Source organism: Serpentinicella alkaliphila, assembly GCF_018141405.1.
GTDB classification, from domain to species: domain Bacteria; phylum Bacillota; class Clostridia; order Peptostreptococcales; family Natronincolaceae; genus Serpentinicella; species Serpentinicella alkaliphila.
In genome coordinates this window covers 924,576-940,172 of the sequence record NZ_CP058648.1, presented here as the reverse complement: position 1 = coordinate 940,172, position 15,597 = coordinate 924,576, and the positions used below count along the sequence as shown (strand labels likewise).

Here is a 15,597-nt window from a genome sequence, read left to right as displayed (position 1 = left end):
TAAGAGAATCTAGGGATATGGAGGAAATATTATATGAGCCCATTAGTAGAGCGCCATTACAAAGAAAAGTTGTACAAATATCATTGTTTGAAGTGTAAGTATTTGGAGTGGGCTCCCGCAGATATTGTGGATGAGTTTGCAGATTTGGATACCTACTGTGACGAAGAGTACGACGAAGAACAAAATAAAAATAGAAAAGGTATGCCGATTATGGTATGCCCTAATTGTAATGAGGATTTTTATTATTTTGGTGAACAAAAAGAAGAAAAACACTCATACCTAGAAGAAGATGATGAGTGTATTCCTTTTTAAACACAGTCCCCGTCAGGGGATTTTTTTATAAAAAAGAAATAATTTAGAAAAAAATTAGCAAAAGTAGTGAAAACTTTATTTTTTTGGTATAACCTGAGTTTATAGGTTGCAAGAACAAAAAATCAGCTAAACACCTTAAAAATACTAGGTCATAGCTGATTTGTTTTTATTTTTTTATGTTGTGAACTATTTCTTTCCTATAAGAACGAATTTGCTCGATTCTTATATTTCTGTAATTTAGAGAAACACCAAATAATTTTTCGATATCTCTATAAATTTCATCTTGTTTATTAAGTGAGTAGATTCCATTGGTAATAAATCTACACGTCGCATTTCTAAGAGACTCTTGTATTCGTTTAATAGAGTATTTGTTTTTGAGTTTATTCTCTAAAATTCTCGAAATTAATAATGCTACGAAACAAATAAGAAAATGTCCTTCTATTCTATCCTCTCTTCGAACATAGACAGGACGACCTTCTAAATCTGACTTTAAAACTTTAAAAGATTCTTCTATCTTCCAAAGACCTCTATACCTTTCAATTATTTCTTCATCAGGCATTTCAAGCTCACTGGTAACAAGAGCATAATACCCATCTAAGGCCACATCTCTTTCGTACTTAGCAGCTTCAAACTCTAAGAGCGTTTTTTTATCTTCCACTTCACCTGTAAAAGTATCTATCTCTATTTCTTTTAAATACTTTTTTACACCATAACGATTAGAAGCTTTATATTTCGAAGGATTTTCAAGATACTCTTGAATTTTTTCTTCTAATTTTTCTCTTTTGTGTTTTTCTCTAGCATCATAATCAGCAGCCCAGAAAGATACAACTTTTTCTTTGAGTGTAATTTCCTCACCATTTTCGTTATTAGTTTTTCTTTCCCTGAAGAAAGATTTAATCTTAAAAGTTTTAGTAGAGTTATAAACGTAGCCTTCATCTTTAAGAATTTCTTTTATAAATGTCTTAGAGGCACCTCTTACCTTTTGTGAAACTATGTAACCATCATTGTTTTCTACAAGAAAAGCTAGGTTTTTACCACTATTTAGAGCTTTGTCTGCTGTTAGAATTACTCTCTCAAGAGCATATCTATTTTTCATATTCTTTAAGGCAGGAATAAGCATTGTACTATCATGGGTATTACCAGAAAAAAGATCATACCCAACAGGTAGGCCTGCTCTATCAATTGCTAGACTCATTTGTACGATTGGCGTTGTTCTTTTTTGTTTAGAGATACCAACTTTTTTAAGATTATTTTCTAAGTCTGATTCAAAGTAATAGTTAGTTACATCAAAGAAAACAAGTGAAGTATCTCTACCGTGGATCTGTGAAACTTGTTCATGAAGATGTTGTTGTAGGTCTTCTTTAATATCCTTCATTAGAGAGAGAGACTCGTAAATAGAATTTATAGTTACTTTAAAAGATTCGAAATACTCATCTTTATTTTCAAATGTTGATTTTTTACTAGCAGGTTTCAGAATTCTTCCATATAGAAGCAATTGAAAAACTTCATTCAAGTCAAAAACATGCTTTCTTTTACGCATTTGTGATTTAAAAACTGAGGTAAACTAAGCTCATTATAGAGTCTTTCAAGAAAAAAGTAGCCATAGTTCTTATCAATTTCCATATCATCGTTACTATCACTAAGGTTCAATGTTAGATTTACTTGGTTTTTAGTTATCAATTTAGCAGAATCTTTTAGCTTTTGTAGAATATCCGGATCATTAGCCTCTAATTCTTCAAGATTGCCATAGCATTTAATAATTCTTTGTTTAGATTTACCATTTTCGTCACGGTAGCCTTCAACAAGATATACTTTTTTATACTTAGCTGTAGGACTCTTAGTCACTCTAATAAACATAAAATCACCCTCTTTTATTATATCACAGTACATCGAAGTACACAACGATTATTTCCAAAATTTCCAATAAAAAAACACCTGAAATTCAAGTGTTTTATTATCTTTTTAGTTTTTGAACCTATAAACTCAGGAATTGTACTTACTAAGGCGGCTAAAAAACTTTTTAAAAGTATTTGTAACACTTTTGATTAGTGATTTTTAGCCGCCTTATTTTTAATAAAAAAGAAATAATTTAGAAAAAAATTAGCAAAAGTAGTGAAAACTTTATTTTTTTGGTATAATTATAAAAAAGTTGTTTGAAACAAATGAAAAAGGGGTGAAAAGTTTATGTCATTACAAATTAGAAGTATGTTTGATGAATCAAATAAACAATGGGTCGTTTACTTACATGGTGAAATTGATATTTATACAGCAGAAAAGCTTAAGGGAGAATTATTAGTATTAATAGAGGATAAAAAGGAGAGTATCAAAATTGACTGTGAAAATCTTCAATACATTGATAGTACAGGACTAGGTGTATTGATAGGAGCATATAAGCATATTAGTGAGGCTGAGAAGCAAATTGTTATAAAGAATGCAAAGCCAAGTATAAAAAAATTACTTGTTATTACAGGTCTTAATAAAGTTTTTAATATTGAGGAGTGAGGTATATAAAGATGATGTTAATAATGGAGGATAGATATGTTATGAATAATCAAAAGGATTTAATAAAATTATCTTTACCAAACAAGCCAGAATATGTAAGTGTTGTAAGGTTAACCTTATCATCAATTGCATCGAGAATGGGATTTGATATTGAAAAAATTGAAGATTTAAAAGTTGCAGTTTCAGAAGCATGTTCAAATGCGATTACCCATGGGGCCAATGCGGAAGAGGGTAATTTTGATGTTGAATTTCTAGTTTATGAAGAGAAGATAGATATATTAGTATATGATAAAGGAAAGGGTTTTCTTGTGAATCAAATTGAAGAGCCAAATGTACATAATTTAAAAGAAGGGGGTTTAGGTGTATTTATTATTAAATCCCTAATGGATAATGTTGAATTTTTACAAAATAAAGGTAAAGGTACAGTAATAAAAATGACGAAATACGTAGGGGATGATTTTAATGAGAAGTATAGCCAGTAATTTAAATTATGAAGATAATAAATACTATTTGTGCTTAACTGAAAAAGAGCTTTTTGTTGAGTATTCAAAAACAAAGGAAACTCATTTAAGAAATGAATTAGTAGGCAGGTATATCTATATTGCTGAAATTCTTTCTAAGAAATATATTAACAAAGGTATCGAGTTTGATGACATATTTCAAGTAGCATCATTAGGATTAATATATGCAATTGAACGCTTTGATACTTCTAAAGGTTTTGAGTTTTCAAGCTTTGCAACACCAACGATAATAGGCGAGATAAAAAAGTATTTCAGAGATAAAGGCTGGGCTATTAGAGTTCCAAGGAGGATACAAGAGTTATCAAAGAGAGTAAATGTAGCTAAAAATGAATTAAATCAGAAACTACAAAAAAACCCTACAATTAGTGATTTAGCAGAATACCTTAAATGCTCAGAGGAAGAAATTATAGAAGCCATGGAGGCGAGTCATGTATATACTCCAAAATCATTAGACGTAACATACGACAATGATGGTGAAGATAAAGATGTTCAATTATTAGACTTGGTAGGGGAAGAGGACAAGCAATTTGATTTAATAGAGCATAAGGACTTTATAAAGAAATCAATGGAAAAACTAAATGAAGCTGAGAAAAAGGTGTTAATTGATAGGTTTTATAATAATAAAACACAAATTCAAGTTGCAAAAGAACTAAATGTATCTCAAATGACAGTTTCTCGTATGGAAAAGAAAATAATAGAGAAATTTAAAAAAGAGCTAGAAAAAAGTATTGACATTGAAAATAAATAATGATAAGATATTAAAAGTCGCCAATTTGACAAGGCATTATTCAATAGTAAATGAGATTAAAACAACAAACAGGCGATACAACAATTTACCAGTGAAAACTAATTGACATAACAAGTCAAAAATGATATATTAGATAAGTCGCCAAAAGCGGCAGATAAAAAAAGGTCTTTGAAAACTAAACAGTATAGAAAGCCAGCAAGAAAAAAAGCATCAAAAAGATGCAACCCAGAAATTTTTAATTAAGAGTTTGATCCTGGCTCAGGATGAACGCTGGCGGCGTGCCTAACACATGCAAGTCGAGCGAGGAGGAGGAAGCTTGCTTCCAAATCCTAGCGGCGGACGGGTGAGTAACGCGTGGGCAACCTACCCTATGCAGGGGGATAACATTGGGAAACCAGTGCTAATACCGCATAAAGCCGAGAAGGGGCATCCCTAAATGGTCAAAGAACTTCGGCATAGGATGGGCCCGCGTCTGATTAGTTAGTTGGTAAGGTAATGGCTTACCAAGACGATGATCAGTAGCCGACCTGAGAGGGTGACCGGCCACACTGGAACTGAGACACGGTCCAGACTCCTACGGGAGGCGAGTGGGGAATATTGCACAATGGGGAAACCCTGATGCAAAGAACGCCGCGTGAGCGAAGAAGGCCTTCGGGTCGTAAAGCTCTGTCCTAAGGGAAGATAATGACGGTACCTTAGGAGGAAGCCCCGGCTAACTACGTGCCAGCAGCCGCGGTAATACGTAGGGGGCAAGCGTTATCCGGAATCACTGGGCGTAAAGGGTGCGTAGGCGGCCAAACAAGTCAGGGGTGAAAGGCTACGGCTCAACCGTAGTAAGCCTTTGAAACTGTTTGGCTTGAGTGCAGGAGAGGAGAGTGGAATTCCTAGTGTAGCGGTGAAATGCGTAGATATTAGGAGGAACACCAGTGGCGAAGGCGACTCTCTGGACTGTAACTGACGCTGAGGCACGAAAGCGTGGGGAGCAAACAGGATTAGATACCCTGGTAGTCCACGCCGTAAACGATGAGTGCTAGGTGTTGGAGGGAGACCTTCAGTGCCGGAGCTAACGCATTAAGCACTCCGCCTGGGGAGTACGCTCGCAAGAGTGAAACTCAAAGGAATTGACGGGGACCCGCACAAGCAGCGGAGCATGTGGTTTAATTCGAAGCAACGCGAAGAACCTTACCTGGACTTGACATCCTTTAGACAGAACCTTAACCGGTTCCTTCTCTTCGGAGACTGAAGTGACAGGTGGTGCATGGTTGTCGTCAGCTCGTGTCGTGAGATGTTGGGTTAAGTCCCGCAACGAGCGCAACCCTTATCTTTAGTTGCCAGCACTTAGGGTGGGCACTCTAGAGAGACTGCCGGGGATAACTCGGAGGAAGGTGGGGATGACGTCAAATCATCATGCCCCTTATGTTCAGGGCTACACACGTGCTACAATGGCCGATACAAAGGGCAGCAAGAGAGTGATCTTAAGCAAATCCCATAAAGTCGTCCCAGTTCGGATTGTGGGTCAAACTCGCCCACATGAAGTCGAGTTGCTAGTAATCGCGAATCAGAATGTCGCGGTGAATGCGTTCCCGGGTCTTGTACACACCGCCCGTCACACCATGGGAGTCGGAAGCACCCGAAGCCGCTACTTAACCAGAAATGGAGAGAGTCAAGTCGAAGGTGAAGTCGATGACTGGGGTGAAGTCGTAACAAGGTAGCCGTATCGGAAGGTGCGGTCGGATCACCTCCTTTCTAAGGAGAAAAGCTTCTATACTGTTTAGTTTTGAGAGACCTTCGATGAAGGTTTTTTCAAAAAGAAGTAATTTAATATGAAGCTCGGCTAATCTTTGAGTACTTCAATTACACCAAATACAAGACTTGGGTAATTAAAGCATGTTCTTTGAAAACTGCAAAGTGAGAAATAAAGTTAAGTAAAGAAATTTACAAGCATCTTTTAAAGGTCAAGCTAGTAAGGGCAAAGGGAGGATGACTTGGCACCAGGAGCCGAAGAAGGACGTGGTAAGCTGCGAAAAGCTACGGGGAGCCGCAAGCAGGCAAAGATCCGTAGATGTCCGAATGGGGAAACCCACTTGAAGTAATATTCAAGTATCTGCTAGTGAATAAATAGCTAGTAGAGGGGATACCAGGGGAACTGAAACATCTAAGTACCCTGAGGAGTAGAAAGAAAAATCGATTCCCTAAGTAGTGGCGAGCGAAAAGGGATAAGCCCAAACCGAAAGTTTACTTTCGGGGTTGAGGACATAGCAAAAAAGGAGAGGTATCGTAGTAGAAGATGACTGGAAAGTCAGGCCAAAGAGGGTAAAAGCCCCGTATACGAAACGAGAAGACTCTAAGCTATGATCCAGAGTACCACGGGACACGTGAAACCCTGTGGGAAGCAGGGGACCACCCCCAAGGCTAAATACTACCTGGTGACCGATAGCGCATAGTACCGTGAGGGAAAGGTGAAAAGAACCCCGGGAGGGGAGTGAAATAGAACCTGAAACCCTTTGCTTACAAGTCGTGGGAGCACGTTAAAGTGTGACCGCGTACTTTTTGTAGAACGGGCCAACGAGTTATGATATGTAGCAAGGTTAAGGACTAAAGGTCCGGAGCCGAAGCGAAAGCGAGTCTTAATAGGGCGAAAGTTGCATGTCATAGACCCGAAACCGAGCGACCTACCCATGGGCAGGATGAAGCGGAAGTAAAATTTCGTGGAGGTCCGAACCAATTGACGTTGAAAAGTCACTGGATGACCTGTGGGTAGAGGTGAAATTCCAATCGAGCTCGGAGATAGCCGGTTCTCGCCGAAATAGCTTTAGGGCTAGCCTCGATTAAATGAGTTACGGAGGTAGAGCACTGAATGACCTAGGCCTTCACCGGTTACCAAAGTCTATCAAACTCCGAATGCCGTAAACTTAAGATCGGGAGTCAGACTACGAGTGATAAGATCCGTGGTCAAGAGGGAAAGAGCCCAGACCATCGCTAAGGTCCCAAAGTATACGTTAAGTGGAAAAGGATGTGGGATTGCATAGACAACCAGGATGTTGGCTTAGAAGCACCATACATTTAAAGAGTGCGTAATAGCTCACTGGTCGAGTGATCCTGCGCCGAAAATGTCCGGGGCTCAAACGTATCACCGAAGCTATGGATGTAGAAATACATGGTAGGCGAGCGTTCTATGTGGGTAGAAGCTATACCGGAAGGAGTAGTGGACTGCATAGAAGTGAGAATGTTGGCATGAGTAGCGAGAGGCAGGTGAGAATCCTGCCCGTCGAAAGCCTAAGGTTTCCTGAGGAAGGTTCGTCCGCTCAGGGTAAGTCGGACCTAAGCCGAGGCCAAGTGGCGTAGGTGATGGACAACAGGTTGAAATTCCTGTACCACCAAGAATCGTTTGAGAGAAGGGGGGACACAGGAGGATAGGTCAAGCGCACCGTTGGTTGAGTGCGTCTAAGCAGGTAGGGAGAAAAGGCAGGCAAATCCGCTTTTTCATAGATCCCGAGATGTGATGGGGAGCGAAAAATAAGTAGCGAAGTGACTGAATCCAAACTGTCGAGAAAAGCCTCTATCGAGATTTAAGGTGCCCGTACCGCAAACCGACACAGGTAGGCGAGGAGAGAATCCTAAGACGAACGGGAGAAGCATTGTTAAGGAACTCGGCAAAATGACCCCGTAACTTCGGGAGAAGGGGTCTTAAGGGATGTGTGAAGGCTTCGCGCCGTAAGCATAACCCGGCCGCAGAGAATAGGTCCAAGCGACTGTTTAGCAAAAACATAGGTCTCTGCTAAGTCGAAAGACGACGTATAGGGCCGACGCCTGCCCGGTCTTTGGAAGGTTAAGGGGAAGTGTTAGGGTTAAGCTCGAAGCACAGAACTTAAGCCCCAGTAAACGGCGGCCGTAACTATAACGGTCCTAAGGTAGCGAAATTCCTTGTCGGGTAAGTTCCGACCCGCACGAAAGGCGTAACGATTTGGACGCCAGTCTCAACAATGCACCCGGTGAAAATTGTAATACCAGTGAAGATGCTTTGGTTACCCGCGACAGGACGGAAAGACCCCGTGGAGCTTTACTGCAACTTGACATTGGATTTTGATACTACATGTACAGAATAGGTGGGAGACTAAGATACTAGGACGCCAGTCTTGGAGGAGTCGACGTTGGGATACCACTCTTGTATTATTGAAGTTCTAACCATGAGCCATGATCTGGTTTTGGGACACTGTCAGGTGGGCAGTTTGACTGGGGCGGTCGCCTCCTAAAGAGTAACGGAGGCGCTCAAAGGTTCCCCTCAAGACGGTCGGAAATCGTGCGAAGAGTGTAAAGGCAGAAGGGAGCTTGATTGCGAGACAAACAGGTCGAGCAAGGACGAAAGTCGGACTTAGTGATCCGGCACCGAGTGGAAGGGCCATCGCTCAACGGATAAAAGCTACCCCGGGGATAACAGGCTTATCTCCCCCAAGAGTCCACATCGACGGGGAGGTTTGGACCTCGATGTCGGCTCATCACATCCTGGGGTCAAGTAGGTCCCAAGGGTTGGGCCGTTCGCCCATTAAAGTGGTACGCGAGCCGGGTTCAGAACGTCGTGAGACAGTTCGGTCCCTATCCGTCGCGGGCGCAGGAAATTTGAGAGGAGCTGTCCTTAGTACGAGAGGACCGGGATGGACGTACCGCTGGTGCACCAGTTGTTCCGCCAGGAGCACAGCTGGGTAGCTAAGTACGGAAGGGATAAGTGCTGAAGGCATCTAAGCACGAAGCCCCCTCAAGATAAGATTTCCCACCCGAAAGGGGTAAGACCCCAGAGAGACTATCTGGTAGATAGGTCGGAGGTGTAAGTGCAGTAATGCATTAAGCTGACCGATACTAATAGGTCGAGGGCTTGACCAAAAAAGATGAAAGCTTTAAAATCTCACTTGTAGTTTTGAGAGAACACTCTCAATAAATCGTGACAATAGCGAAGGGGTCACACCTGTTCCCATACCGAACACAGAAGTTAAGCCCTTCAGCGCCGATGGTACTTGGCGGGCAGCCGCCTGGGAGAGTAGGTCGTTGCGGTTTTAAATATGAATAAGTCCTCTACCTTTTGTAGGGGATTTTTTCACCAAAAATATGGCGGCATAGCTCAGCTGGCTAGAGCGTTCGGTTCATACCCGAAAGGTCACAGGTTCGACTCCTGTTGCCGCTACCATAAATGGCCCGGTAGTTCAGTTTGGTTAGAATGCCAGCCTGTCACGCTGGAGGTCGAGGGTTCGAGCCCCTTCCGGGTCGCCATTAAAAAAACAAAAGAAGTAATATTAAACACGCTGGCGTGGCTCAACGGTAGAGCAGCTGACTTGTAATCAGCAGGTTGTAGGTTCGATTCCTATCGCCAGCTCCATATATGCGGGTGTAGTTCAGTGGTAGAACTTCAGCCTTCCAAGCTGACCGCGAGGGTTCGATTCCCTTCACCCGCTCCATAAAAATAAAAATGTGCCCATAGCTCAGCTGGATAGAGCAACGGCCTTCTAAGCAGTGTGTCCGGGGTTCGAATCCCTGTGGGCACGCCATTTTTAAATAAGGAGAAGTACTCAAGTAGGCTGAAGAGGACGGTTTGCTAAACCGTTAGGTCGTGTAAGCGGCGCGCGGGTTCGAATCCCGCCTTCTCCGCCATTAATATAAATATCCGGGTGTAGCGCAGTTTGGTAGCGCACATGGTTTGGGACCATGGGGTCGGGAGTTCGAATCTCTCCACCCGGACCAGTAGTGAAGTAAGGGCTCATAGCTCAGGTGGTTAGAGCGCACGCCTGATAAGCGTGAGGTCGGTGGTTCGAGTCCACTTGAGCCCACCATTAGGACCTAACCAGATTTATCATGTAAATTGAGGTAGGCCAAACGCAATGAGTATCAAATTTATATGACCAAAGGGAGTAAGTAAATTTGAAATACGAAACTGCGATAAAATGCCCAGATAGCTCAGTCGGTAGAGCAGGAGACTGAAAATCTCCGTGTCGGTGGTTCGATTCCGCCTCTGGGCACCATTAAAGAATTAAATATATTACCAAAATTTATATAATTGACATGATTAGATAAACATGGTACTATATAATTCTGGCTCTGGTGAAGGGCTATAGGGTATAGATAAGAAAATGTAAATAAAAGGATTAACAATACACATTGACATAAACGATAAAACATGATAATATATAAAAGTCGCTAAAAGCGATAGATAAAAAAAGGTCTTTGAAAACTAAACAGTATAGAAAGCCAGCAAGAAAAAAAGCATCAAAAAGATGCAACCCAGAAATTTTTAATTAAGAGTTTGATCCTGGCTCAGGATGAACGCTGGCGGCGTGCCTAACACATGCAAGTCGAGCGAGGAGGAGGAAGCTTGCTTCCAAATCCTAGCGGCGGACGGGTGAGTAACGCGTGGGCAACCTACCCTATGCAGGGGGATAACATTGGGAAACCAGTGCTAATACCGCATAAAGCCGATTAGGGGCATCTCTAAATGGTCAAAGAACTTCGGCATAGGATGGGCCCGCGTCTGATTAGTTAGTTGGTAAGGTAATGGCTTACCAAGACGATGATCAGTAGCCGACCTGAGAGGGTGACCGGCCACACTGGAACTGAGACACGGTCCAGACTCCTACGGGAGGCGGAGTGGGGAATATTGCACAATGGGGGAAACCCTGATGCGGCAACGCCGCGTGAGCGAAGAAGGCCTTCGGGTCGTAAAGCTCTGTCCTAAGGGAAGATAATGACGATGCCTTAGGAGGAAGCCCCGGCTAACTACGTGCCGCCAGCCGCGGTAATACGTAGGGGGCAAGCGTTATCCGGAATCACTGGGCGTAAAGGGTGCGTAGGCGGCCAAACAAGTCAGGGTGAAAGGCTACGGCTCAACCGTAGTAAGCCTTTGAAACTGTTTGGCTTGAGTGCAGGAGAGGAGAGTGGAATTCCTAGTGTAGCGGTGAAATGCGTAGATATTAGGAGGAACACCAGTGGCGAAGGCGACTCTCTGGACTGTAACTGACGCTGAGGCACGAAAGCGTGGGGAGCAAACAGGATTAGATACCCTGGTAGTCCACGCCGTAAACGATGAGTGCTAGGTGTTGGAGGGAGACCTTCAGTGCCGGAGCTAACGCATTAAGCACTCCGCCTGGGGAGTACGCTCGCAAGAGTGAAACTCAAAGGAATTGACGGGGACCCGCACAAGCGACGGAGCATGTGGTTTAATTCGAAGCAACGCGAAGAACCTTACCTGGACTTGACATCCTTTAGACAGAACCTTAACCGGTTCCTTCTCTTCGGAGACTGAAGTGACAGGTGGTGCATGGTTGTCGTCACTCGTGTCGTGAGATGTTGGGTTAAGTCCCGCAACGAGCGCAACCCTTATCTTTAGTTGCCAGCACTTAGGGTGGGCACTCTAGAGAGACTGCCGGGGATAACTCGGAGGAAGGTGGGGATGACGTCAAATCATCATGCCCCTTATGTTCAGGGCTACACACGTGCTACAATGGCCGATACAAAGGGCGGCAAGAAGAGAGTGATCTTAAGCAAATCCCATAAAGTCGGTCCAGTTCGGATTGTGGGTCAAACTCGCCCACATGAAGCCGGAGTTGCTAGTAATCGCGAATCAGAATGTCGCGGTGAATGCGTTCCCGGGTCTTGTACACACCGCCCGTCACACCATGGGAGTCGGAAGCACCCGAAGCCAGCTACTTAACCAGAAATGGAGAGAGCTGTCGAAGGTGAAGTCGATGACTGGGGTGAAGTCGTAACAAGGTAGCCGTATCGGAAGGTGCGGCTGGATCACCTCCTTTCTAAGGAGAAAAGCTTCTATACTGTTTAGTTTTGAGAGACCTTCGATGAAGGTTTTTCAAAAAGAAGTAATTTAATATGAAGCTCAGCTAATGCTGAGTATTACAAACTACACCAAATTAAAATTTGGGAAGTTGTAACATGGGGGCGTAGCTCAGTTGGGAGAGCACCTGCCTTGCAAGCAGGGGGTCAGGAGTTCGACTCTCCTCGTCTCCACCACAAACAAATGCCATCAAGTACCAATTGACATGAAGATAAAAAGATGGTAATATAGTATTCCGGCCAAAAGGCAGGAAGAACAAGTGTTCTTTGAAAACTGCAAAGTGAGAAATAAAGTTAAGTAAAGAAATTTACAAGCATCTTTTAAAGGTCAAGCTAGTAAGGGCAAAGGGAGGATGACTTGGCACTAAGGAGCCGAAGAAGGACGTGGTAAGTCATGAAAAGCTACGGGAGCCGCAAGCAGGCAAAGATCCGTAGATGTCCGAATGGGGAAACCCACTTGAAGTAATATTCAAGTATCTGCTAGTGAATAAATAGCTAGTAGAGGGGATACCAGGGGAACTGAAACATCTAAGTACCCTGAGGAGTAGAAAGAAAAATCGATTCCCTAAGTAGTGGCGAGCGAAAAGGATAAGCCCAAACCGAAAGTTTACTTTCGGGGTTGAGGACATAGCAAAAAAGGAGAGGTATCGTAGTAGAAGATGACTGGAAAGTCAGGCCAAAGAGGGTAAAAGCCCCGTATACGAAACGAGAAGACTCTAAGCTATGATCCAGAGTACCACGGGACACGTGAAACCCTGTGGGAAGCAGGGGACCACCCCCAAGGCTAAATACTACCTGGTGACCGATAGCGCATAGTACCGTGAGGGAAAGGTGAAAAGAACCCCGGGAGGGGAGTGAAATAGAACCTGAAACCCTTTGCTTACAAGTCGTGGGAGCACGTTAAAGTGTGACCGCGTACTTTTTGTAGAACGGGCCAACGAGTTATGATATGTAGCAAGGTTAAGGACTAAAGGTCCGGAGCCGAAGCGAAAGCGAGTCTTAATAGGGCGAAAGTTGCATGTCATAGACCCGAAACCGAGCGACCTACCCATGGGCAGGATGAAGCGGAAGTAAAATTTCGTGGAGGTCCGAACCAATTGACGTTGAAAAGTCACTGGATGACCTGTGGGTAGAGGTGAAATTCCAATCGAGCTCGGAGATAGCCGGGTTCTCGCCGAAATAGCTTTAGGGCTAGCCTCGATTAAATGAGTTACGGAGGTAGAGCACTGAATGACCTAGGCCTTCACCGGTTACCAAAGTCTATCAAACTCCGAATGCCGTAAACTTAAGATCGGGAGTCAGACTACGAGTGATAAGATCCGTGGTCAAGAGGGAAAGAGCCCAGACCATCGGCTAAGGTCCCAAAGTATACGTTAAGTGGAAAAGGATGTGGGATTGCATAGACAACCAGGATGTTGGCTTAGAAGCGACCATACATTTAAAGAGTGCGTAATAGCTCACTGGTCGAGTGATCCTGCGCCGAAAATGTCCGGGGCTCAAACGTATCACCGAAGCTATGGATGTAGAAATACATGGTAGGCGAGCGTTCTATGTGGGTAGAAGCTATACCGGAAGGAGTAGTGGACTGCATAGAAGTGAGAATGTTGGCATGAGTAGCGAGAGGCAGGTGAGAATCCTGCCCGTCGAAAGCCTAAGGTTTCCTGAGGAAGGTTCGTCCGCTCAGGGTAAGTCGGACCTAAGCCGAGGCCAAGTGGCGTAGGTGATGGACAACAGGTTGAAATTCCTGTACCACCAAGAATCGTTTGAGAGAAGGGGGGACACAGGAGGATAGGTCAAGCGCACCGTTGGTTGAGTGCGTCTAAGCAGGTAGGGAGAAAAGGCAGGCAAATCCGCTTTTTCATAGATCCCGAGATGTGATGGGGAGCGAAAAATAAGTAGCGAAGTGACTGAATCCAAACTGTCGAGAAAAGCCTCTATCGAGATTTAAGGTGCCCGTACCGCAAACCGACACAGGTAGGCGAGGAGAGAATCCTAAGACGAACGGGAGAAGCATTGTTAAGGAACTCGGCAAAATGACCCCGTAACTTCGGGAGAAGGGGTGCCGGGATGTGTGAAGGCTTCGCGCCGTAAGCATAACCCGGCCGCAGAGAATAGGTCCAAGCGACTGTTTAGCAAAAACATAGGTCTCTGCTAAGTCGAAAGACGACGTATAGGGGCTGACGCCTGCCCGGTGCTGGAAGGTTAAGGGGAAGTGTTAGGGTTAAGCTCGAAGCACAGAACTTAAGCCCCAGTAAACGGCGGCCGTAACTATAACGGTCCTAAGGTAGCGAAATTCCTTGTCGGGTAAGTTCCGACCCGCACGAAAGGCGTAACGATTTGGACGCTGTCTCAACAATGCACCCGGTGAAATTGTAATACCAGTGAAGATGCTGGTTACCCGCGACAGGACGGAAAGACCCCGTGGAGCTTTACTGCAACTTGACATTGGATTTTGATACTACATGTACAGAATAGGTGGGAGACTAAGATACTAGGACGCCAGTCTTGGAGGAGTCGACGTTGGGATACCACTCTTGTATTATTGAAGTTCTAACCATGAGCCATGATCTGGTTTTGGGACACTGTCAGGTGGGCAGTTTGACTGGGGCGGTCGCCTCCTAAAGAGTAACGGAGGCGCTCAAAGGTTCCCCTCAAAGACGGTCGGAAATCGTGCGAAGAGTGTAAAGGCAGAAGGGAGCTTGATTGCGAGACAAACAGGTCGAGCAAGGACGAAAGTCGGACTTAGTGATCCGGTGACCGAGTGGAAGGGCCATCGCTCAACGGATAAAAGCTACCCCGGGGATAACAGGCTTATCTCCCCCCCCAAGAGTCCACATCGACGGGGAGGTTTGGCACCTCGATGTCGGCTCATCACATCCTGGGGTCAAGTAGGTCCCAAGGGTTGGGCCGTTCGCCCATTAAAGTGGTACGCGAGCCGGGTTCAGAACGTCGTGAGACAGTTCGGTCCCCTATCCGTCGCGGGCGCAGGAAATTTGAGAGGAGCCTTCCTTAGTACGAGAGGACCGGGATGGACGTACCGCTGGTGCACCAGTTGTTCCGCCAGGAGCACAGCTGGGTAGCTAAGTACGGAAGGGATAAGTGCTGAAGGCATCTAAGCACGAAGCCCCCCTCAAGATAAGATTTCCCACCCGAAAGGGGTAAGACCCCAGAGAGACTATCTGGTAGATAGGTCGGAGGTGTAAGTGCAGTAATGCATTAAGCTGACCGATACTAATAGGTCGAGGGCTTGACCAAAAAAGATGAAAGCTTTAAAATCTCACTTGTAGTTTTGAGAGAACACTCTCAATAAATCGTGACAATAGCGAAGGGGTCACACCTGTTCCCATACCGAACACAGAAGTTAAGCCCTTCAAATAAGCCGATGGTACTTGGCGGGCGACCGCCTGGGAGAGTAGGTCGTTGCGGTTTAGATGTTCCAAAGTAGCTCAATGGTGGAGCAACCGGTCTAACCGGTAGGTTGGAGGTTCGAGCCCTCTCTTTGGAGCCATTTATATGCCGAGGTGGCGGAACTGGCAGACGCACAGGACTTAAAATCCTGCGGTCCTTCAAGATCGTACCGGTTCGATTCCGGTCCTCGGCACCACCTAGGCCCCTTGGTCAAGCGGTCAAGACACCGCCCTTTCACGGCGGTAACAGGGGTTCGATTCCCCTAGGGGTCACCAA

General features: G+C 44.5%; 6 protein-coding genes, 12 tRNA genes and 6 rRNA genes. 22 read left to right on the top strand and 2 right to left on the bottom strand.

Annotated elements, in window-relative coordinates:
* Positions 1–102 precede the first annotated feature (102 nt).
* The gene (locus HZR23_RS04755) at positions 103–312 is read left to right on the top strand and encodes a hypothetical protein (protein ID WP_213050207.1); all 210 of its coding nucleotides are present in this window, start codon (positions 103–105) and stop codon (positions 310–312) included.
* Positions 313–478: 166 nt separating this feature from the next.
* Here the strand turns inward: HZR23_RS04755 and HZR23_RS04750 are convergent, their stop codons facing one another.
* Positions 479–1,852 (bottom strand): IS1634 family transposase, encoded by a 1,374-nt coding sequence (locus HZR23_RS04750; protein WP_213050324.1) that lies wholly within the window; start codon positions 1,850–1,852, stop codon positions 479–481.
* Entirely contained in the window at positions 1,822–2,202 is a 381-nt protein-coding gene (locus HZR23_RS04745) for a hypothetical protein (protein WP_213050323.1), read from the bottom strand. Before HZR23_RS04745 ends, HZR23_RS04750 begins: the two co-directional genes overlap by 31 nt.
* Positions 2,203–2,496: 294 nt before the next feature.
* Between HZR23_RS04745 and HZR23_RS04740 the strand changes: the two genes are divergently transcribed.
* The 21 genes from HZR23_RS04740 (at position 2,497) to HZR23_RS04640 (ending at position 15,596) form a co-directional block, all read left to right on the top strand.
* On the top strand, positions 2,497–2,814 hold the full coding sequence (locus HZR23_RS04740) for an STAS domain-containing protein (RefSeq protein WP_132849903.1): 318 nt from the start codon (positions 2,497–2,499) through the stop codon (positions 2,812–2,814).
* Positions 2,815–2,825: 11 nt separating this feature from the next.
* Positions 2,826–3,296: an anti-sigma B factor RsbW gene (gene rsbW, locus HZR23_RS04735; RefSeq protein ID WP_243098308.1), complete on the top strand. Its 471-nt coding sequence runs from the start codon at positions 2,826–2,828 to the stop codon at positions 3,294–3,296.
* Positions 3,277–4,083, top strand: a complete 807-nt coding sequence (locus HZR23_RS04730; protein ID WP_132849902.1) for a SigB/SigF/SigG family RNA polymerase sigma factor — start codon at positions 3,277–3,279, stop codon at positions 4,081–4,083. The genes rsbW and HZR23_RS04730 overlap by 20 nt, the downstream gene beginning before the upstream one ends.
* Positions 4,084–4,318: 235 nt before the next feature.
* Positions 4,319–5,829, top strand: a 16S ribosomal RNA gene (locus tag HZR23_RS04725).
* A gap of 207 nt (positions 5,830–6,036) precedes the next feature.
* A 23S ribosomal RNA gene (locus HZR23_RS04720) occupies positions 6,037–8,961 on the top strand.
* A gap of 54 nt (positions 8,962–9,015) precedes the next feature.
* A 5S ribosomal RNA gene (rrf, locus tag HZR23_RS04715) occupies positions 9,016–9,132 on the top strand.
* A gap of 53 nt (positions 9,133–9,185) precedes the next feature.
* Positions 9,186–9,262, top strand: a tRNA-Met gene (locus HZR23_RS04710).
* A gap of 5 nt (positions 9,263–9,267) precedes the next feature.
* A tRNA-Asp gene (locus HZR23_RS04705) sits at positions 9,268–9,345 on the top strand.
* 31 nt (positions 9,346–9,376) lie between these two features.
* A tRNA-Thr gene (locus tag HZR23_RS04700) sits at positions 9,377–9,451 on the top strand.
* A gap of 5 nt (positions 9,452–9,456) precedes the next feature.
* A tRNA-Gly gene (locus HZR23_RS04695) sits at positions 9,457–9,530 on the top strand.
* A 13-nt stretch (positions 9,531–9,543) separates the two neighbouring features.
* Positions 9,544–9,620: transfer RNA gene (locus HZR23_RS04690), tRNA-Arg, on the top strand.
* An 11-nt stretch (positions 9,621–9,631) separates the two neighbouring features.
* A tRNA-Ser gene (locus HZR23_RS04685) sits at positions 9,632–9,723 on the top strand.
* Between the two features lie 13 nt (positions 9,724–9,736).
* Positions 9,737–9,813, top strand: a tRNA-Pro gene (locus tag HZR23_RS04680).
* Positions 9,814–9,825: 12 nt separating this feature from the next.
* Positions 9,826–9,902 (top strand) — tRNA-Ile (locus HZR23_RS04675).
* Positions 9,903–10,015: 113 nt separating this feature from the next.
* Positions 10,016–10,091 (top strand) — tRNA-Phe (locus tag HZR23_RS04670).
* A 269-nt stretch (positions 10,092–10,360) separates the two neighbouring features.
* A 16S ribosomal RNA gene (locus HZR23_RS04665) occupies positions 10,361–11,873 on the top strand.
* Positions 11,874–12,014: 141 nt separating this feature from the next.
* A tRNA-Ala gene (locus HZR23_RS04660) sits at positions 12,015–12,090 on the top strand.
* A gap of 149 nt (positions 12,091–12,239) precedes the next feature.
* Positions 12,240–15,168: ribosomal RNA gene (locus HZR23_RS04655) — 23S ribosomal RNA — on the top strand.
* Between the two features lie 54 nt (positions 15,169–15,222).
* A 5S ribosomal RNA gene (gene rrf / locus HZR23_RS04650) occupies positions 15,223–15,342 on the top strand.
* Together the 16S, 23S and 5S rRNA genes with 12 tRNA genes alongside form the textbook arrangement of a ribosomal RNA operon.
* Positions 15,343–15,428: 86 nt before the next feature.
* A tRNA-Leu gene (locus tag HZR23_RS04645) sits at positions 15,429–15,517 on the top strand.
* A gap of 4 nt (positions 15,518–15,521) precedes the next feature.
* Positions 15,522–15,596: transfer RNA gene (locus HZR23_RS04640), tRNA-Glu, on the top strand.
* Position 15,597: the final 1 nt, after the last annotated feature.

Coding starts and splice junctions, on each gene's coding strand:
- HZR23_RS04750 (WP_213050324.1), bottom strand. CDS start 1,852: ATGCGTAAAAGAAAGCATGTTTTTGACTTGAATGAAGTTTTTCAATTG.
- HZR23_RS04745 (WP_213050323.1), bottom strand. CDS start 2,202: ATGTACTGTGATATAATAAAAGAGGGTGATTTTATGTTTATTAGAGTG.
- HZR23_RS04740 (WP_132849903.1), top strand. CDS start 2,497: ATGTCATTACAAATTAGAAGTATGTTTGATGAATCAAATAAACAATGG.
- rsbW (WP_243098308.1), top strand. CDS start 2,826: ATGATGTTAATAATGGAGGATAGATATGTTATGAATAATCAAAAGGAT.
- HZR23_RS04730 (WP_132849902.1), top strand. CDS start 3,277: ATGAGAAGTATAGCCAGTAATTTAAATTATGAAGATAATAAATACTAT.